The 16,950-nt window shown below is 73.5% G+C and carries 19 protein-coding genes; 9 read left to right on the forward strand and 10 right to left on the reverse strand.

What is annotated here, in order from left to right; genetic code table 11:
• Positions 1-124: 124 nt before the first annotated feature.
• Positions 125-856: a VIT1/CCC1 transporter family protein gene (locus tag ACIQM3_RS22370; protein ID WP_401510312.1), complete on the reverse strand. Its 732-nt coding sequence runs from the start codon at positions 854-856 to the stop codon at positions 125-127.
• Positions 857-1,079: 223 nt separating this feature from the next.
• Here ACIQM3_RS22370 and ACIQM3_RS22375 point away from each other — a divergent pair, with 223 nt between their 5' ends.
• From ACIQM3_RS22375 to ACIQM3_RS22405, 7 genes are all read left to right on the forward strand, one after another.
• Positions 1,080-2,237: an ADP-ribosylglycohydrolase family protein gene (locus ACIQM3_RS22375; protein WP_401626911.1), complete on the forward strand. Its 1,158-nt coding sequence runs from the start codon at positions 1,080-1,082 to the stop codon at positions 2,235-2,237.
• A 65-nt stretch (positions 2,238-2,302) separates the two neighbouring features.
• Positions 2,303-3,559 carry an ADP-ribosylglycohydrolase family protein gene (locus ACIQM3_RS22380; protein ID WP_401627436.1) on the forward strand — a complete coding sequence of 419 codons (1,257 nt, stop codon included), beginning with the start codon at positions 2,303-2,305 and terminating at the stop codon, positions 3,557-3,559.
• Positions 3,495-4,691 carry an ADP-ribosylglycohydrolase family protein gene (locus tag ACIQM3_RS22385; protein ID WP_401626913.1) on the forward strand — a complete coding sequence of 399 codons (1,197 nt, stop codon included), beginning with the start codon at positions 3,495-3,497 and terminating at the stop codon, positions 4,689-4,691. The genes ACIQM3_RS22380 and ACIQM3_RS22385 overlap by 65 nt, the downstream gene beginning before the upstream one ends.
• Positions 4,688-6,055, forward strand: a complete 1,368-nt coding sequence (locus tag ACIQM3_RS22390) for an ADP-ribosylglycohydrolase family protein (RefSeq protein WP_401626915.1) — start codon at positions 4,688-4,690, stop codon at positions 6,053-6,055. The genes ACIQM3_RS22385 and ACIQM3_RS22390 overlap by 4 nt, the downstream gene beginning before the upstream one ends.
• Positions 6,052-6,936, forward strand: coding sequence for a ribokinase (gene rbsK / locus ACIQM3_RS22395; protein ID WP_401626917.1), 885 nt, complete (start codon positions 6,052-6,054; stop codon positions 6,934-6,936). Before ACIQM3_RS22390 ends, rbsK begins: the two co-directional genes overlap by 4 nt.
• Complete coding sequence (locus ACIQM3_RS22400; RefSeq protein ID WP_401626919.1) at positions 6,933-8,129, forward strand: CaiB/BaiF CoA transferase family protein; 1,197 nt, start codon at positions 6,933-6,935, stop codon at positions 8,127-8,129. Before rbsK ends, ACIQM3_RS22400 begins: the two co-directional genes overlap by 4 nt.
• Positions 8,126-8,947, forward strand: a complete 822-nt coding sequence (locus ACIQM3_RS22405) for an HpcH/HpaI aldolase/citrate lyase family protein (protein WP_401626921.1) — start codon at positions 8,126-8,128, stop codon at positions 8,945-8,947. Before ACIQM3_RS22400 ends, ACIQM3_RS22405 begins: the two co-directional genes overlap by 4 nt.
• 79 nt (positions 8,948-9,026) lie before the next feature.
• Here ACIQM3_RS22405 and lgt read toward each other — a convergent pair whose 3' ends face one another.
• Positions 9,027-10,055, reverse strand: a complete 1,029-nt coding sequence (gene lgt / locus ACIQM3_RS22410) for a prolipoprotein diacylglyceryl transferase (RefSeq protein ID WP_401626922.1) — start codon at positions 10,053-10,055, stop codon at positions 9,027-9,029.
• Between the two features lie 188 nt (positions 10,056-10,243).
• On the opposite strand from lgt, the gene ACIQM3_RS22415 reads away from it, so the two are divergent.
• Both ACIQM3_RS22415 and ACIQM3_RS22420 read left to right on the forward strand, forming a co-directional pair.
• The gene (locus tag ACIQM3_RS22415) at positions 10,244-10,561 is read left to right on the forward strand and encodes a hypothetical protein (RefSeq protein ID WP_401626923.1); all 318 of its coding nucleotides are present in this window, start codon (positions 10,244-10,246) and stop codon (positions 10,559-10,561) included.
• A 35-nt stretch (positions 10,562-10,596) separates the two neighbouring features.
• Positions 10,597-10,881 carry a hypothetical protein gene (locus ACIQM3_RS22420; RefSeq protein ID WP_401626924.1) on the forward strand — a complete coding sequence of 95 codons (285 nt, stop codon included), beginning with the start codon at positions 10,597-10,599 and terminating at the stop codon, positions 10,879-10,881.
• Between the two features lie 151 nt (positions 10,882-11,032).
• Here the strand turns inward: ACIQM3_RS22420 and ACIQM3_RS22425 are convergent, their stop codons facing one another.
• The 8 genes from ACIQM3_RS22425 to ACIQM3_RS22460 all read right to left on the reverse strand — a co-directional run bounded on the left by ACIQM3_RS22425 (position 11,033) and on the right by ACIQM3_RS22460 (position 16,937).
• Entirely contained in the window at positions 11,033-11,866 is an 834-nt protein-coding gene (locus ACIQM3_RS22425) for a thioredoxin domain-containing protein (protein ID WP_401626926.1), read from the reverse strand.
• A 75-nt stretch (positions 11,867-11,941) separates the two neighbouring features.
• Entirely contained in the window at positions 11,942-12,754 is an 813-nt protein-coding gene (gene trpA, locus ACIQM3_RS22430; RefSeq protein WP_401626928.1) for a tryptophan synthase subunit alpha, read from the reverse strand.
• The gene (gene trpB / locus ACIQM3_RS22435) at positions 12,751-14,031 is read right to left on the reverse strand and encodes a tryptophan synthase subunit beta (protein ID WP_401626930.1); all 1,281 of its coding nucleotides are present in this window, start codon (positions 14,029-14,031) and stop codon (positions 12,751-12,753) included. Before trpB ends, trpA begins: the two co-directional genes overlap by 4 nt.
• Positions 14,032-14,169: 138 nt before the next feature.
• Positions 14,170-14,439 (reverse strand): tryptophan biosynthesis modulator TrpM, encoded by a 270-nt coding sequence (gene trpM, locus ACIQM3_RS22440; RefSeq protein WP_401626932.1) that lies wholly within the window; start codon positions 14,437-14,439, stop codon positions 14,170-14,172.
• An 8-nt stretch (positions 14,440-14,447) separates the two neighbouring features.
• Complete coding sequence (gene trpC, locus ACIQM3_RS22445; protein WP_356712289.1) at positions 14,448-15,257, reverse strand: indole-3-glycerol phosphate synthase TrpC; 810 nt, start codon at positions 15,255-15,257, stop codon at positions 14,448-14,450.
• A 114-nt stretch (positions 15,258-15,371) separates the two neighbouring features.
• Complete coding sequence (locus tag ACIQM3_RS22450; protein WP_401626934.1) at positions 15,372-15,848, reverse strand: DUF2752 domain-containing protein; 477 nt, start codon at positions 15,846-15,848, stop codon at positions 15,372-15,374.
• An 83-nt stretch (positions 15,849-15,931) separates the two neighbouring features.
• The gene (locus ACIQM3_RS22455) at positions 15,932-16,183 is read right to left on the reverse strand and encodes an HGxxPAAW family protein (protein WP_401626936.1); all 252 of its coding nucleotides are present in this window, start codon (positions 16,181-16,183) and stop codon (positions 15,932-15,934) included.
• A 94-nt stretch (positions 16,184-16,277) separates the two neighbouring features.
• Complete coding sequence (locus ACIQM3_RS22460) at positions 16,278-16,937, reverse strand: TIGR02234 family membrane protein (RefSeq protein ID WP_401626938.1); 660 nt, start codon at positions 16,935-16,937, stop codon at positions 16,278-16,280.
• Positions 16,938-16,950 lie beyond the last annotated feature (13 nt).

The following is a 16,950-nucleotide window of genomic DNA, read 5'->3' on the forward strand; positions in this document are numbered from 1 at the left end:
GGGCCCCCCCCCCCCCCCCCGTGGTGGGGGCCCACCCCCCCCCCCACCCCGGGCCCCGCGGGGGGGGGGCCCCCCCCGCCCCCCCCCCCCGCGGGGGCCCCCCCCCCCCCCCCCCGCGGGGGCGTCAGCCGACGGCCACACCGAAGAGCGCGCCCAGGCCGTACGTGATCGCCGCGGCGGCCCCGCCGAGCACGAGCTGGCGCAGTCCGCTGAACCACCAGGTCCGTGCCGTCACCCTGGCCACGACAGCCCCGCAGCCGAAGAGGCCGGCCAGGGCGAGGAGCACGGCGGGCCACATCTCGGTGGCGCCGAGCAGATAGGGCAGCACGGGCAGCAGAGCGCCGAGGGCGAAGGCGCCGAACGAGGACAGGGCGGCGACGAGGGGAGAGGGCAGGTCGCCCGGGTCGATGCCCAGCTCCTCACGGGCGTGTATCTCGAGCGCCTGCTCCGGGTCCCTGGACAGCTGGCGTGCGACCTCCTGGGCGAGGGCGGGCTCGACCCCGCGGGACTCGTAGAGTGCGGCGAGCTCCCGCATCTCGTCCTTGGGGTGCTTGCGCAGCTCGCGCCGCTCGACGGCGAGCTCGGCCTCGACGAGCTCGCGCTGCGAGGCGACGGAGGTGTATTCCCCCGCGGCCATGGAGAACGCACCGGCGGCGAGTCCGGCCAGGCCGGTGATGACGATGGTCTGCTGGGAGACCGCCCCTCCGGCGACGCCCGTCATCAGGGCGAGGTTGGAGACGAGACCGTCCATGGCGCCGAACACCGCGGGCCGCAGCCAGCCGCCGTTGACGTCGCGGTGCGTGTGGTTGTCCCGGTGGGCCTCGTGCAGTACGGCGTCGGTCTCGATGATGGACACAGCTCTCCCCTTTTCCGGGAGCGGTCCCCAAGTTGCGCTTCCCGCTCCACACCGTCGAAAGTACGCACGAAAAAGCCCTCCCGCCAGCAAGGAAGGCCGAACTTACCTGCCTCACGGGCGTCACCCGGGCGGCCGATTTGTACGAAATACGAGCCTCTCTTCGGTGCGATCGGGGAAACCTCGCATATCCGGTTGTTCCGGGTGCGAGTGAAGGGTCGACACGATGGAGCTCATGGCGGACGGTCCGGCGGCGGGCACGGGTGACCGGGCGCGGGGGGCTTTGCTGGGGCTCGCGGTGGGGGACGCGCTCGGCGCACCGGCGGAGAACATGCGCCCGTCCGAGATCCGCCGTCGCTGGGGCCGTATCGAGGGTTTCGTCAGCGACGATCCGGCGGGGACCGACGACACCGAGTACGCGATCTTCTCCGGACTGCTGCTGGCCAGGCACGGATCGGCGCTCACCGTCTCGCATGTCGAGCGGGCCTGGCACCACTGGATCGCGGATCTGGACGAGGGCCCGTTCCGGGGAGCCGGATTCAGCGAGCGCGGGACGCTGGAGAATCTGCGGCGCGGGCTGGCCGCGCCGATCTCCGCGCAGCACCGGCACGCCTGGAGCGACGGTCTCGCGATGCGGGCGGCGCCGTTCGGGGTGTTCGCGGCGGGCCGTCCCGCCGAGGCCGCCCGTCTGGTGGCGGTGGACGGCCGGGTGAGCCATGACGGGGAGGGCATCTACGGCGGTCAGGCGGTCGCGGCGGGGGTGGCGGCCGCGATGGTGGGGGCGGGGCTGGCCTCGGTGATCGCGGCCGCGCTCTCGGTCGTGCCGATGGACTCCTGGACGGCCCGTTCGCTGCGCCGCGCGGTCACGGCCGCGCAGCGCTCGTACCCGGACCGGCTGGCCGGGGAGCGCGCGGTGCGGTCCGCGGTGGTGATCGGCGGCTACCCGTGGACGGATCTGGCGCCGGAGGCGGTGGGCCTGGCCTTCGGGGCCCTCACGGCGGCGCGCGGTGATTTCCGTACGGCGGTGCTCACGGCGGTGAACATGGGCCGGGACGCCGACACCACGGCCGCCGTGGCGGGCGCGCTGGCCGGTGCCCTGCACGGGGCGTCGGCGATCCCCCGGGACTGGGCGGCGGCGATCGGCCCGGTGCGGGGCAGCTGTCTGCCGTCCATGCGGGGGTACCACGTCCTGGACATCGCGGATCTGCTGACCCCGGACGACGGGGAGGACACGCCGGCCCCGGACCGGGAGCCCGCCGCCGCACCTGTGCCCCCGCGGCATGAGCCGCCCGGGGCGCGGCCGCCGGGCCCCGCGTGGCACACGCCCGTACGCACCACCGCCCTGGCAGCTCCGGCCTCCGGCGTCCGGCAGGACGCCCGGTGACCGCCGCCCGCGGACCCGGGCGGGGCGCGCCCACCGCGCCGGTGGAGTCCGCCTCGCACGTGGCCATCACGATCACCTCAGGTCCGGCGGCCGACGGCGGCGCCAGGGGCCACGGCGCACCGGGCAGGCAGGCCAGGATCGAGGGGCTGCTGCTGGGGCTGGCCGCCGGTGACGCGGCCGGGTGGCCGGCCGCGCGGCACCGTGCGGCGCGGATGCCGGAGTGGACGAGGCGGCTCACCAGGGAGCTGGACACCTTCGCGGAGCAGAACGCGACGACGACCCTCCCCGTGCCCATCGCCCTCAACCAGCCGCCCGAGCCGTTGCGGCTCGGGCCGTCCGACGACGCCGAGTGGGCCGCGTTCTCCGCCCGGACCGTGCTGGCCGCCGCGGCCGACCACGCGCCGGACCTCTCCCCCGGCCACCGGATGCGGGACGCGGTCGACCGTTCGTGGAACGCGCTGGCGGCGAAGGTGGCCGCCGCGAGTGCCCGGGCGCCCGAGGTCGAGTCGGCCGTCCTTCCGCTCCGGGCCCGGATCTCCGTACGCGCCGGGCTCGGCAATCTGGCCGCCGGGCTGCGCCCTCCCGCCACCGGCCACGACAATCCGCACTACTTCGACGACGCGGCCTGTGTGCGGGCCGCCGTGCTCGCGGTCGTGCACCCCGGTGACCCGGCGGCGGCGGCCGCGCTCGCCGAGTTCGACGCCCGGTACACACAGGACGGCGACGGGGTGCACGGCGCCCGCGCGATCGCTGCCGCGATCGCCGAGGCCCTGGCCGGGGCGGACGTCGACACGGTGGTGAACGCCGCACTCGACCAGCTCCCCGAGGGAACCGAGATCGCGCGCAACGCCGTCCACGCGGTGCGGCTGGCCCGGGAGTTCGCGGACGAGGCGGCGGGCGCCTTCGCGCTCGTCCCCGTGCTGGAGCACCAGATCGTGGACCACGTGTACAGCTACGGGATCGCCGCCGCCGAGACCGTGCCGGTCGCCCTGGCCCTGACGACCGCCGCCCGGGGCGAGTTCGCCCAGGCCGTGCCCGCGGCGGCCTGCCTGTCCCGGGTCGCCGATTCGGCGCCTGCGCTGGCCGGGGCCCTGACCGGGGCGCTGGGCGGGACGGCGACCGTGCCCGCGGGCTGGCGGGAGGCCTGCCGGACGCTGGCCGGGTGTGCGCTGCCCCGGCTGGCCGGTGCGGACCTCATCGAACTCGCCGGGCTGCTGGCAGCCACGGAACCGGCCACCCCGGGTGGACAATCCCGACATGGCACACAAAACATCCGCACCGCTCGAGGCCGTCACGACCACCACGACGCTCACCCTGGATGAACGCATCACCGGAGCCCTCGTCGGCGCGGCCGTGGGCGACGCGCTCGGCGGACCCGTCGAGGGCTGGACACCGGATCAGATCGCCGAGCGTCACGGCGGCCGGGTGGCCGGCGTCGTCGGGCCCTGGTACGGCGACGACTGGCGCACGGCGCGCCCCATCGCCCCGTACCACAAGGGTGACGGGCACGTCACCGACGACACCTTGATGACCCACGCTCTGGTCCGGGTGTACGAGACGGTGCGCGGTCACCTCGACGCGTACTCCGTCGCCGACCATCTCGTCCCGGACCTGATGTCGCGGCCCCGCTGGATCCCGGAGCTGGAGGCCGAGGCGCTCCCCCTGCAGCGGATCTTCCTCGCGGAGAAGTGGATCGTCACCCGGCTGCACTACGGGCACGCGGACCCCCGCGAGGCGGGCTCGGGGAACATCGTCAACTGCGGGGCGGCGATGTACATGGCCCCGGTCGGCCTGGTGAACGCGGCCGACCCGGAGGCCGCGTACGCGGAGGCGCTGGATGTCGCGGGTGCCCACCAGTCCTCGTACGGCCGGGAGGCGGCCGGGGTCCTGGCCGCCGCCGTCGCCGCCGCGTGCGCTCCGGACGCGACCCCCGCCTCGGTCGTCGGAACCGCTCTGGGCCTGGCCAAGGACGGCACCCGGTCGGCGATCGAAGCGGTGTGTGAAGTAGCCGTCCGCTACACGGACTTCGAGTCCGCGCTGGTGCCGCTGCGCGCGGCGGTCGCGCCGTTCGACACGGTGGGCCCCCACTACCGCGACCCCTCGCTGGGCGCCCGGCGGCCCTCCCGGCTGCACTCCATCGAGGAGCTTCCGGTCGCGCTCGGCATGCTGCTCGTCGGCGACGGCGACTACCGGCGCTCGGTGCTGGGCTCGGTCAACTACGGCCGGGACTGCGACTCGATCGCCACGATGAGCGGCGCGCTCGCGGGCGCGCTCCACGGCGAGCAGGGCATCCCCGCGGCCTGGGTGAAGACGGTCGCCGAGGCCAGTCGCCTCGATCTGCACGCCCCGGCGCGGGCCCTCGCGGAGGTGGCCCGGGAGGTCTTCGCCCGGGACACCGCCCGGCGCCGCGCACACGAGGCGGCGTTCGCCGTGCTGACGGGCGACGGCCGGTGAGCGTACGCCTGACGTGGGTCCAGCCCGAGGACCTGGTGGGCCACGAGCTGCGCCAGGCCGCGCAGGACGGCCGGGACGCCGGGGACATCGAGCAGCGGTGGTATGCGGCGGGCGGTGCTCCAGCCCCGGAGCGTGCGGGGGCCTCGGAGCCCGCCGCCCCGCGCCGGCTGCGCGCGCTCGCCGGGGAACTCCTGGACGAACTCGCCCTGCTGGAGTGCCCGTCGGCGGAGGACGAGCCGACCGGCCTGGCCGGGATCCGGGCGGCGTGCCCGCGCTGGCCCGCTCCACACGCCCGCCCCGTGTCCTTCGGGCCCGACCGTCTGCACGCGGCCTGGCTGGGGCGGGCCGCGGGCTGTCTGCTGGGCAAGCCGGTCGAGAAGCTGCCCCTGGCCGGCATCCGCGCCCTGGCCCGCGCCACCGGCAACTGGCCGCTCACCACCTGGTTCACCGCCCGGGGGCTGCCCGGTGAACTGGCCGCCGCGTACCCGTGGAACCGCCGCTCGGCACCCACCTCCCTCGCCGAGAACATCGACGGGATGCCGGAGGACGACGACCTCAACCACCCCTTGCTGACCGTGCTGCTGCTCCAGCGGCACGGCCACGGGTTCAGCACCTCCGACCTGGCCCGGCTGTGGCTCGACGAGCTCCCGGCGGGCCGTGTCTTCACCGCTGAGCGGATCGCGTACCGCAATCTGCTCGACGGGATCGAGCCGCCGGACACCGCGCGCCACCGCAACCCCTTCCGGGAGTGGATCGGCGCCCAGATCCGGGCCGATGTGCACGGCTGGACGCATCCCGGCGACCCGGGGGCCGCCGCGGAACAGGCCTACCGGGACGCGGTTCTCACCCATACGGCGAACGGGGTGTACGGCGCGATGTTCACCGCCGCGGCCCTCGCCGAGGCCGCCGGCGGCGAGACGGATGTGCACGGCTGTCTGGCAGCCGGGCTGCGGGTGGTGCCGCCCCGGTCCCGGTACGCGCGTGCGGTACGCCTCGGTGTCCGGGCCGCCCGCGAGGAACCCGACTTCGACACGGTCGTGGACCGCCTCCACGACGCGTACGGCTCCACCCACCACTGGGTGCACGTCCTGCCCAACGCGGCGCTGCTCGCCGCCGCCCTCACGCACGCTGACGGGGACTTCGGCCGCTCTATCGGCTGCGCGGTGTCCGGCGGCTGGGACACCGACTCGAACGGTGCGACGGCCGGTTCGCTCGCGGGCCTGCTGGCCGGGCGGGCCTCCGCACTGCCCGACCGGTGGACCGCTCCGCTCAAGAACCGCCTCGCCACCTCCGTCCCCGGCTTCGACTCCATCGGCTTCGACACCCTCGCGGAACTGACCCATCAGGAGGTATGCCGCCCATGACCGCGATCGCTGTGCTCGGCAGCACCAATATGGACCTGGTCGCCTACGTCGCCCGGGCTCCCGGGCGCGGGGAGACCGTCACCGGACGGGAGTTCCGGACCGTCCCCGGCGGCAAGGGGGCCAACCAGGCCGTCGCCGCGGCCCGCGCGGGAGGCGAGGTGGTGATGATCGGGGCGGTCGGGACCGATGAGTACGGCTCGTCGCTCCGGACGAACCTGGAGCACGCCGGTGTGGACACGGAACTGCTGCACACCGTCGCCGGACCCAGCGGCACCGCGCACATCGTCGTCGACGACGAGGGGTCCAACGCGATCGTGGTGATCCCCGGCGCGAACGGCACCGTGACCGCGCTGGGCCCCGGGGAGAGAGCCGCCGTCGCGGCGGCCGGCCTGCTCCTCCTCCAGCTGGAACTCCCGCTCTCCGCCGTGGCGGAGGGAGCCCGGACCGCGAAGGCCCGGGGTGTACGGACGATCCTCACCCCCTCCCCCGTGCAGCCGCTGCCGTCCGGACTCCTGGACGACGTCGACCTGCTGATCCCCAACGAGCACGAGGCCGCGGCGCTCACCGGGTGCGTGGAACCGCACGCCGCCGCGCAGATCCTGCTGCGGCAGGTCCCCGAGGTCGTGATCACGCTCGGCAGGAAGGGGTGCCTGTACGCGGCACGCGGCGGCGAACCGGTCCTCTTCCCCGCCCCCGAGGTCACCGCCGTCGACACGACCGGAGCCGGGGACACCTTCGTCGGCACGCTCGCCGTGGCGCTCGGCGAGGGCCGGTCCGTGCCGGAGGCGCTGGCCTGGGCGTCCTCCGCCGCCGCGCTCTGTGTGCAGAAACCGGGCGCCTCCACGTCCATGCCGTACCGAAGCGAGATCGATGCCCTATGAGTACGACGACCGCTCCCCTCTCCGGCCTGCGGGTCCTGGACCTCGCCACCCTCTTCGCCGGGCCCCTCGCGGCCACCATGCTCGGGGACTTCGGGGCCGAGGTCATCAAGGTCGAGCATCCGCGCAAGCCCGATCCCTCGCGCGGTCACGGCCCCGCGAAGGACGGCATCGGCCTGTGGTGGAAGCTGCTCGGCCGGAACAAGCGGACGCTGACCCTCGACCTGTCCGCCCCGGGCGGCCGGGACGTGCTGCTGAGGCTGGCCGCGGAAACCGACGTGATCATCGAGAACTTCCGGCCGGGGACCCTGGAGCGCTGGGGCCTGGGCTGGGAGGAGCTCCGTGCCGTCAACCCCCGGCTGGTGCTGGCCAGGGTCACGGGCTTCGGGCAGACCGGCCCGTACGCGCACCGGCCCGGATTCGGCACGCTCGCCGAGGCGATGAGCGGTTTCGCCGCCGTCACCGGCGAGCCCGACGGGCCGCCGACCCTGCCACCGTTCGGCCTGGCCGATTCGATCGCGGCGCTCGCCACGGCGTACGCGGTGATGACGGCGCTGGCCGGGCGCGATCTCACCGGGCAGGGACAGGTGGTGGACATGGCGATCATCGAGCCGATCCTCACCGTGCTGGGACCGCAGCCGCTCTGGTACGACCAGCTCGGATACGTCCAGCCGCGGACCGGGAACCGCTCCCGCAACAACGCCCCGCGCAACACCTACCGCACCTCCGACGGCCACTGGGTCGCCGTCTCGACCTCCGCCCAGTCGGTCGCGGAACGCGTGATGCGTCTGGTGGGGCGCCCGGAGCTGATCGAGGAACCGTGGTTCTCCGCCGGGACGACCCGCGCCGAGCACGCCGACGAACTCGACGAGGCGGTGGGCCACTGGATCGCCCGGCGCACCAGGGAGGAGGCGGTGGACGCCTTCGAGAAGGCCGAGGCGGCGATCGCGCCGATCCAGGACGTACGGGATGTGATGGAGGACCCGCAGTACCGGGCGCTGGGCACGATCACCGAGGTCGACGACCCCGAGCTGGGGCCGCTGCGGATGCAGAACGTGCTGTTCCGGCTCTCGGAGACGCCGGGGGCGATCCGCTGGGCCGGCCGGCCGCACGGAGCGGACACGGACGAGATCCTGGCGGAGCTCGGCCTCTCCGCCCCCGCGGTCGCGGCGCTGCGGGACGAGGGGGCGCTGTGAGCGGCCCGGCGGTGGCGCTGACTTGGCTGTACGTTCCCGGGGACCGGCCCGAGGTGGTCCGCAAGGCGCTCGGCTCGGGCGCGGATGTGGTGATCATCGACCTGGAGGACGCCGTCGCACCGGATCGTAAGGAGTACGCGCGGTCGGCGACGGCGGAGCTCCTCTCGGATCCGGTCACGGCGGATCCGATGGCGGTGCCGGTCCATGTCCGGGTCCACGGCGAGGGCGACGTGAAGGCGCTGGCGGGGCTGGCGGGACTGTCCGGGATGCGGCTCCCGAAGATCACCCATGCGGCGTCGGTGCACCATGTCGCGGCCCTGGCCCCGGGTGTGCCGCTCTATCCGCTGCTGGAGTCGGCGCTGGCGATCGAGCACGCGTACTCGATCGCGGGGGCGCATCACGCCGTACGGGGTGTCGCGCTGGGCGAGGCGGATCTCCGGGCGGATCTGGGGGTGCGGGACGACGCCGGTCTCGACTGGCCGCGCAGCCGTGTGGTGGTCGCCGCCCGGGCGGCGGGGCTGGACCCGCCCGTGATGTCGGTGTACACGGATGTCCGGGACCTGTCGGGGCTGCGGTCGTCCTGCGCGCACGGGAGGGATCTCGGGCTGCTCGGCCGGGCGGCGATCCATCCCCGGCAACTGCCGGTGATCGAGCGGGCGTTCCGGCCGACGTCGCGGGAGGTGGAGGCGGCGGAGCAGATCGTGGAGGCGTCCCGGACGGAGGCGGGGGCGCAGGCCCTGCCGGACGGGAGGTTCGTCGACGCGGCCGTGGTGGCGACCGCGGAACGCACGCTCGCGTTGGCGCGCTCGCACCGGTGAGGCCCGTACATGGTCGAAGGGGCCGCCGGACCGTGGTGGTCCGGCGGCCCCTTCGCGATGCGTGCGGGGCCGGGGAGCGTCAGCTCCTGTCGGCCTTCTGCGGGGTCCCGTCGGCCTCGGGGGCCTGCGTGTCGGCCTCCTCGGAGCTGTCTGCGGTCCCGGAGGCGGTCCCGGAGGCGGTCCCGGAAGTGGTCCCGGAGGCCGTTCCGGAGGCGGTCTCCTCGGAAGCGGATTCCTCGGAGCCGGTCTCCGCGGAGGCGTCGGCGGCCTTCTCGCCGTCCTTGGTCAGGCTCACCGCGGCGGGCTCGACGACCTCCTCGCGGCCGGGGCGCACCTTCGCCGAGATCACGATGTAGACGACGGCGAGCACGAACACGATGATCGCGGTCCACACGTTGAGCCGGAGGCCCAGCACGTGGTGCGCCTCGTCGACGCGCATGTACTCGATCCAGCCGCGGCCCGCGCAGTACGCCGCGACGTACAGCGCGAAGGCCCGGCCGTGTCCGAGCTTGAAGCGGCGGTCCGCCCAGATGACCAGGAGCGCGACACCGACGCACCACAGGGACTCGTACAGGAACGTCGGGTGGTAGGTGCCCTCGACCCGGTTCGTGCCCTCGCTGATCTTCAGCGCCCAGGGGACGTCGGTCGGCTTGCCGTACAGCTCCTGGTTGAACCAGTTGCCCCAGCGGCCGATCGCCTGGGCGAAGGCGATCCCGGGTGCCAGTGCGTCCGCCCAGGCCGGGAGCGGGATCCCACGGCGGCGGCAGCCGATCCAGGCACCGACCGCGCCGAGCGCGATAGCGCCCCAGATACCGAGGCCGCCCTCCCAGATCTTGAAGGCGTCCACCCAGTTCTCACCGTCGCTGAAGTACAGCTGGTAGTCGGTGATCACGTGGTAGAGCCTGCCGCCGACCAGGCCGAAGGGCACGGCCCAGACGGCGATGTCGGCGACGGTGCCGGCTTTGCCGCCTCTGGCGACCCAGCGCTTGTTGCCGAACCAGACGGCGACGAAGACACCGATGATGATGCAGAACGCGTAGCCGCGGAGCGGGATCGGGCCGAGCTCGATCACGCCGGTCGACGGGCTGGGAATGAAGGCAAGGTTCATGACGGAGTCGACGCTACCTTGCCGGACGGGACGTACGGCAAGCCGTCCGGCAACTTCTGGGTAACGGGACCCCGGCGGAGCACCCGCTCCCACCACCGGGGTGGCCGCGAGGGACGTGCCTTCACCTGGGCTCGGCCGGGTGCGGTGCCTTCTGGACGGCAAGGCCGCCTTCCGCCACCATACTTGTCATGAACGCGACTCAAAAACTGAGCGTCGCCCTCACCGCGACCGCAGCTCTCGCCCTCGGCACCGCCGGTGCCGCGTGGGCGGAACCGACCGTTCCGGAACACGCTGTCATCGTCTGTGACAGTGCGAGTCTCTACGCGAATTACGACAGCGCGTCAGGACCGGCCGGACTGAAACGGACCTTGCTCCGTGGCGACAAGGTGGGGCACACCCGTGGCGCCCACCCGGTCTACAACGGCTGGGCGGCCACGTTCGACTTCGGGCCCAACGACTGGGGCTTCGTCAGGCAGGAGTGCCTGGGCGGCTTCGGATCCTGGTGATCGACGACCATGACAAGACGACGGAAGGACCACGCATGACCCGCACGAGCAGGCTCGTCACCCTGGCCCTGGCCCTTGCCGCGACAACCGTGATGACCGTCAGCCCTGCCGTCTCCGCCGACGGCACCGAGGGCGAACGCGAAACCGTCTGCGCCGAGGACCTCTTCGTCCGGGTCACCGCCCCCCACGGAGCGTGGATGGGCACGCTGCGCCGAGGGCAGACCTTCCTGGTCGAACAAGGCGGCGGCGACTGGGTCTACGGCTTCGCCTACGGGGACATCAACCGCCGCGGCTGGGTGCAGAACGGCTGGTTCTGCTGAAGCGTTGCTCGCCACGTGACGGGCCCGTGCTGCCCGGCGTCGAAGGGCGGGCGGCCGACCTCCGGCAGTTGCCGGCGTGACGGCAACTGCCGGAGGCAGGCCACGGCCGGCGGCGTGACGCGGCCATCCGCCGCGCGGTGCGACTCGGTCGTCAGTCCTCCGCGGGGGACGCCGACGGCGTCGCCCCCACGGTGCCCGGCTTCTTGCCCTTGTTGGCCTCGGCGACCCACTTCTTGATGTTGGCGGCGGAGATCTGTTCGTTCCCCTTCTTCGGGAAGATCGACTCGCCGTTGAGCAGCGCGGTCGGTGTGCCCTGGAAGCCACCTTCGGTGAACGCCTTGTTGGACTTCTCGACCCAGCTGTCGTGCGTGCCGTCCTCCACACAGCTGCGGAAGGCGGGCGTGTCCAGGCCCTTCACCTTGCCCGCCAGCTCGATCAGCTTACTGTTCTCACCGAAGGCGTCGTCGGTCTCGGCGGGCTGATCGCGGAAGAGGGTGTCGTGGTACGGGGCGAACTTGCCGGCGTCCTGGGCGCAGGCGGCCGCGTTGGCCGCGCGCAGCGAACCGCTGCCGCCGAGGTTGCCGTCGATGATCGTGGCCAGGTGGTACTCCACCTTGAGCCGGCCGCTGTCGGTGAGCTCCGTGATCGTGTCGCGGAAGGTGTTCTCGAACTGGGCGCAGACCGGGCAGCGGAAGTCCTCCCAGATCGTGAGCGTGGACGGCGCGTCGTCGGCCCCGACCTGGAGGGCGAGACCGTCCTTGCCCATCGCCCCGGACGGGGTGACGGCGGGCCCGGCCTCGCTGTCGTTGTCGTTCTTGCCCGCGTTGGCCGCGATCACGCCGATCACGGCTGCCAGCGCCAGCACCCCCACCACGGCGGTCGAGACGATCAGCGTGCGGCGGCGGCGGTCGCGCGCCCGGTCCTGCTCACGCTGCTGGGCGAGCCGGTCGCGTGCGGCTCTTCTACGGTCTTGGTTCTCGCTCACACCGCGCAAACGAACCGGGGAGGCACGTCAGCGCCTCCCCGGTCCCAGGTCCACCCGTACGGGTGACGCCCGCTGTCAGCGCTTTCGAACGCCTTCGGCCAGTTCAACCGCCAGCGCGCGGACGGCGGCGAGACCGGCGGCCTCGTCCGGGGCGTCCAGCATCCGCTTGACGAAGGCCGAGCCGACGATCACGCCGTCGGCGAAGCCGGCGACTCGCTGGGCGTGCTCGCCGGTGGACACGCCGATGCCCACGCAGACGGGCAGGTCCGTGGTGGCGCGGGTGCGGCGCACCAGGTCCTGGGCCTGCTCGCCGACCGACTCGCGGGTGCCGGTGACGCCCATCAGCGAGGAGGCGTACACGAATCCGGAGCCCGCGGCCGTGATGGTGGCGAGGCGCTCGTCCTTGCTGCTCGGGGCGACGACGAAGACGGTGGCGAGACCGTGCTTCTCGGCGTGCTCCCTCCACAGCGCGGACTCCTGGACGGGCAGGTCGGGCAGGATGCACCCGGCGCCGCCGGCCTCGGCCAGCTCGGCGGTGAAGCGTTCCACGCCGTAGCGGTCGATCGGGTTCCAGTAGGTCATGACGAGGATCGGCGCGCCCGTGGCCTCGTGCGTCTCGCGGACCGTGCGCATGATGTCGGCGATCTTGAGGCCGCCGCGCAGCGCGATGTCGTCGGCGGTCTGGATGACCGGCCCGTCGAGCACCGGGTCGCTGTGCGGGAGCCCCACCTCGATGATGTCGGCGCCGCCCGCCACGGCGGCCTTGACGGCGGCGATGCCGCCGTCGACGGTCGGGAAGCCGCCAGGCAGGTAGGCGATGAGCGCCGCCCGGTCCTCGGACGCCGCCCGGGCCAGCGTCGATTCGAGAAGCTCTCGGTTGCCGCTCACTTGGTGACCTCTTCCTCTCCGTCGGCCACATCGGCCTCGACGACCGCGTCGGCGCCGTCGTACAGCCCGAAGTACCTCGCTGCCGTGTCCATGTCCTTGTCGCCGCGGCCGGACAGGTTGATCAGGATCAGCCCGTCCGGGCCGAGCTCCCGTCCGACCTCCAGGGCCCCGGCCAGCGCGTGCGCGCTCTCGATGGCCGGGATGATCCCCTCGGTGCGGGAGAGGAGGCGCAGCGCCTGCATGGCGTCGTCGTCGGTGACGGCGCGGTACTCGCCGCGGCCGACGTCCTTGAGGTAGGCGTGCTCGGGGCCGATGCCCGGGTAGTCGAGTCCGGCCGAGATCGAGTAGGGCTCGGTGATCTGGCCTTCCTCGTCCTGGAGGACGTAACTGCGCGAGCCGTGCAGGATCCCGGGCTCGCCCGCGGTCAGGGTCGCCGCGTGCTCGCCGGTCTCCACGCCGTGTCCGGCGGGTTCGCAGCCGATCAGCCGGACGCCCCCGTCCGGGATGAAGGCGTGGAAGAGGCCGATGGCGTTGGAGCCGCCGCCGACGCAGGCGACCGCGGCGTCCGGCAGCCGGCCGGTGCGCTCCAGGATCTGGCGGCGGGCCTCGACACCGATCACCCGGTGGAAGTCGCGGACCATCGCCGGGAAGGGGTGCGGTCCGGCGACCGTGCCGAAGAGGTAGTGCGTGCGGTCCACATTGGCGACCCAGTCGCGGAACGCCTCGTTGATGGCGTCCTTGAGTGTCCTGGAGCCGGACTTCACGGCGACGACCTCGGCGCCGAGCATCCGCATGCGCGCCACGTTCAGCGCCTGCCGCTCGGTGTCGATCTCGCCCATGTAGATGGTGCACTCGAGCCCGAAGAGGGCGCAGGCCGTGGCGGTGGCGACGCCGTGCTGGCCCGCTCCGGTCTCCGCGATGACGCGGGTCTTGCCCATGCGCTTGGTGAGCAGGGCCTGGCCGAGCACGTTGTTGATCTTGTGCGAGCCGGTGTGGTTGAGGTCCTCACGCTTGAGGAAGACGCGGGCGCCTCCGGCGTGCTCGGCGAAGCGTGCGACCTCGGTCAGCGCGCTGGGCCGGCCCGTGTAGTCGACCATGAGCTGGTTGAGCTCGGCGGCGAAGGCCGGGTCAGCCTTGGCCTTGTCGTATTCGACGGCCACCTCGTCCACGGCGGCGACCAGCGCCTCCGGGATGAACTTGCCACCGAACGCGCCGAAGTATCCCTCGGCGCTGGGGATCAGACCCTCGGGGTCCGGGATGAAGAAGTCGGACGACATGCGACGTGCTCCTCGAATCGCAACGGGTGATGTCACCGTATGCGCCATGAGCGGAGCGCCACGCCGACCGGTCGACGGTCGGTGCGGTGGGGCGTGCGGATCCCCCTGTACGGGGGGACGGGCGACGGCCGGGGCTCGCTACGGCGCGGACCCCGTGCGCCATCGCATCCCGTTGACCTGGCCCGGCTCGTCGCCGATCACGTAGCGCACGCGCCGGCCGTGCACACGCCGGGCGGGGGCGCGGCAGCCGCGGTGCCAGAAGGGCGGCGCGCAGCGCCTCGGTTGAGGGTGGCGGAGGGAGACGGGCGGGCGGCAGCCGCGCGCCAGCGGCGCGTGCGGGTCCCGGGCGCTCGCACCGGCGGGGCGCAGGCCCGGCCGGATGCGGGCGGCGGGAGGGTCGGCGGGCACGGGTGGGATCAGCTCCGTCCGTGCCGGAGTGCCGGGTGGGCGCCTGCGGCGACCAGGTCGGCGACGGCGGCCCGGGGGTCACGGCCGGTGACCAGGGACTCGCCGACGAGCACCGCGTCCGCGCCGGCGTTGGCGTAGGCGATGAGGTCGTGCGGGCCGCGGACGCCGGACTCGGCGACCTTGACGATGTGGTCGGGGATCTCGGGGGCGACGCGTTCGAAGGTGGAACGGTCGACCTTGAGGTCCTTGAGGTTGCGCGCGTTGACACCGATGATCTTCGCCCCGGCGTCCACGGCGCGCTCCGCCTCCTCCTCGTCGTGGGCCTCGACGAGCGGCGTCAGGCCGATCGACTCGGCCCGCTCGATCAGCGAGACGAGGGCCTCCTGGTCGAGGGCGGCGACGATCAGCAGCGCGAGGTCGGCGCCGTGGGCCCGTGCCTCCCACAGCTGGTACGAGGTGACGATGAAGTCCTTGCGCAGGACCGGGATGTCGACCTTGGCGCGGACGGCCTCCAGGTCGGCGAGCGATCCGCCGAAGCGGCGCTCCTCGGTGAGGACCGAGATGACGGATGCGCCGCCGGCCTCGTAGTCCGCGGCGAGCGCGGCCGGGTCGGCGATGGCGGCAAGGGCCCCCTTGGAGGGGCTGGAGCGCTTGACCTCGCAGATGACGGTCACGCCCTCGCCGCGCAGGGCGGCGACTCCGTCCTTGGCCTGGGGAGCGCGCGCGGCGCGTTCCTTCAGCTCGTCGAGGCTGACACGCGCCTGCCGCTCCGCGAGGTCGGCGCGGACGCCGTCGATGATCTCGTCGAGCACACTCACGCGAGCGGCCCCCTTCCGAAGCGGTGATTAGGTACAGGATCAGCCATCTCGATGGTATCCGCAGGACGGCTCAGGGCCCGCATCCGGCGGCCTAACGTCCCACTACCTGGTCATTCAGGGCGCCAGCGCCGAGCCGAAGGGCAGATTCCTGACCACGGAGAACACCAGCAGCACCGCCCCGATGCCCCACCAGTAGCCGGGCGCGAGGCCGATCCGCAGGGGCTTGCCCCGGCTCGCGCGGACCGCCCAGAGCAGCCAGACCGCGGCGAAGACGGCGTAGCCGACGACGGCCAGGGCATTGGCGCCGAGGGCGGCGGCCAGGTCTCCGTGGGCGAACGCGTGGGCGCTGCGCAGCCCGCCGCAGCCGGGGCAGAGCAGGCCGGTGAAGCGGAGCATGGGGCAGACCGGGTAGTGGCCGGGTTCGTTGGGGTCGACCGTGGCGACGTAGCCGAAGGCTCCGACGACGGCGGCCATGACGCCGACGGGCGTGGCCAGCCGGCGGAGCCGGGAGACCGGGGCGGGGGCCGGCAGACCGGGGCCCGGTACGGGGGGCTGGTCCGGGGCGGCGGCGGGAGAGGCTGAGGCGTCCACGGGCCGATTGTCCCCGCTCACGACGCGAGGCGCAGCCCGGTCAGGGCTGCGCCTCGCGTCGTGTCGCCGATGCTCGTGACCGGTCAGACCGTGATCTGTGCCCGGGAGGCGCGGGCCCTGGCGGCCGCCATCTCGTCGGACTCCTTCGGCATGCCGAGGCCCGCCATCTTCATGGCGAGACCGACGACCCCACCGAGGACGACGACGGCGAGACCGGCCCAGAAGCCGAGCGTGTTCGCCGCGACCATGAAAAGGCCGGCGATGCAGAAGCCGATGAAGGAGATGATGACACCGGTCCAGGCGGCCGGGGTGTGTCCGTGGCTGCTGCCCGCCATGAGTTGCTCCTAGTTGGTGTTGCGCTGAAGGTGTCGCGCTTACGAAAGCTTGCTGCCATTGTCCCGTACGTGCCGGTGGACGTGAGGCTGGGGGTCATGCCTCGCGCGTCGGGTCCTCGCCGCGGTCCAGGGCCTTCCACAGTTCCTCGGGCCGGTCGGGGTCCGGGGCGGTGCGGGGGGCCTTGCGGGGGCGGGGGGTGCCGTCCCGTTCGTACCGTCCCGACATGGCCGGCCAGCGGCTGCCGTAGCGCAGGGCGAGCAGTCCGGCGAGCAGGATGAGCAGCCCGCCGGCCGCGGTGACGTAGGGCCATGCGGTGTGGCTGAGGGCGTCGACGGCGGCCGAGGTGTTGCCTGTGGTCTGCGCGGCCTGCTCGTCCAGGGCCGCCCTGTCCGAAGCGCCCGCGTAGGCGCTCAGCCCGGCGCCGAGGCCACTGAGGGCCAGCAGTCCGGCGACGATCAGCCGGCCGCCGCCGCGGACGGCGAAGACGGCGACGAGGGCGGCCAGACCGACGACGGCCAGGGCGGCGGGGAGGCCGGTGACGTCCTGGCCGTCGGCGCTGAGCGGAAGGGTGCCGCCGCCGACGGCCGCCTTGCCCTCGGCCCAGGTCTGCCCGGAGGCGAGGAGGACGACGGTGGCGCCGGCCGCCCCGAGGAGCAGGCCGGCGGCCAGGCTTCGGCGGCCTCCCGCGCTGTCGGGCGCGGAGGCGGCTCGGGCACGGGGCTGGGGTACGGGGACAGCACTCACGTACTCCACTATCCCCTACCGG

Origin of the sequence: Streptomyces sp. NPDC091271, from assembly GCF_044757505.1 — a bacterium.
Lineage (GTDB): Bacteria > Actinomycetota > Actinomycetes > Streptomycetales > Streptomycetaceae > Streptomyces.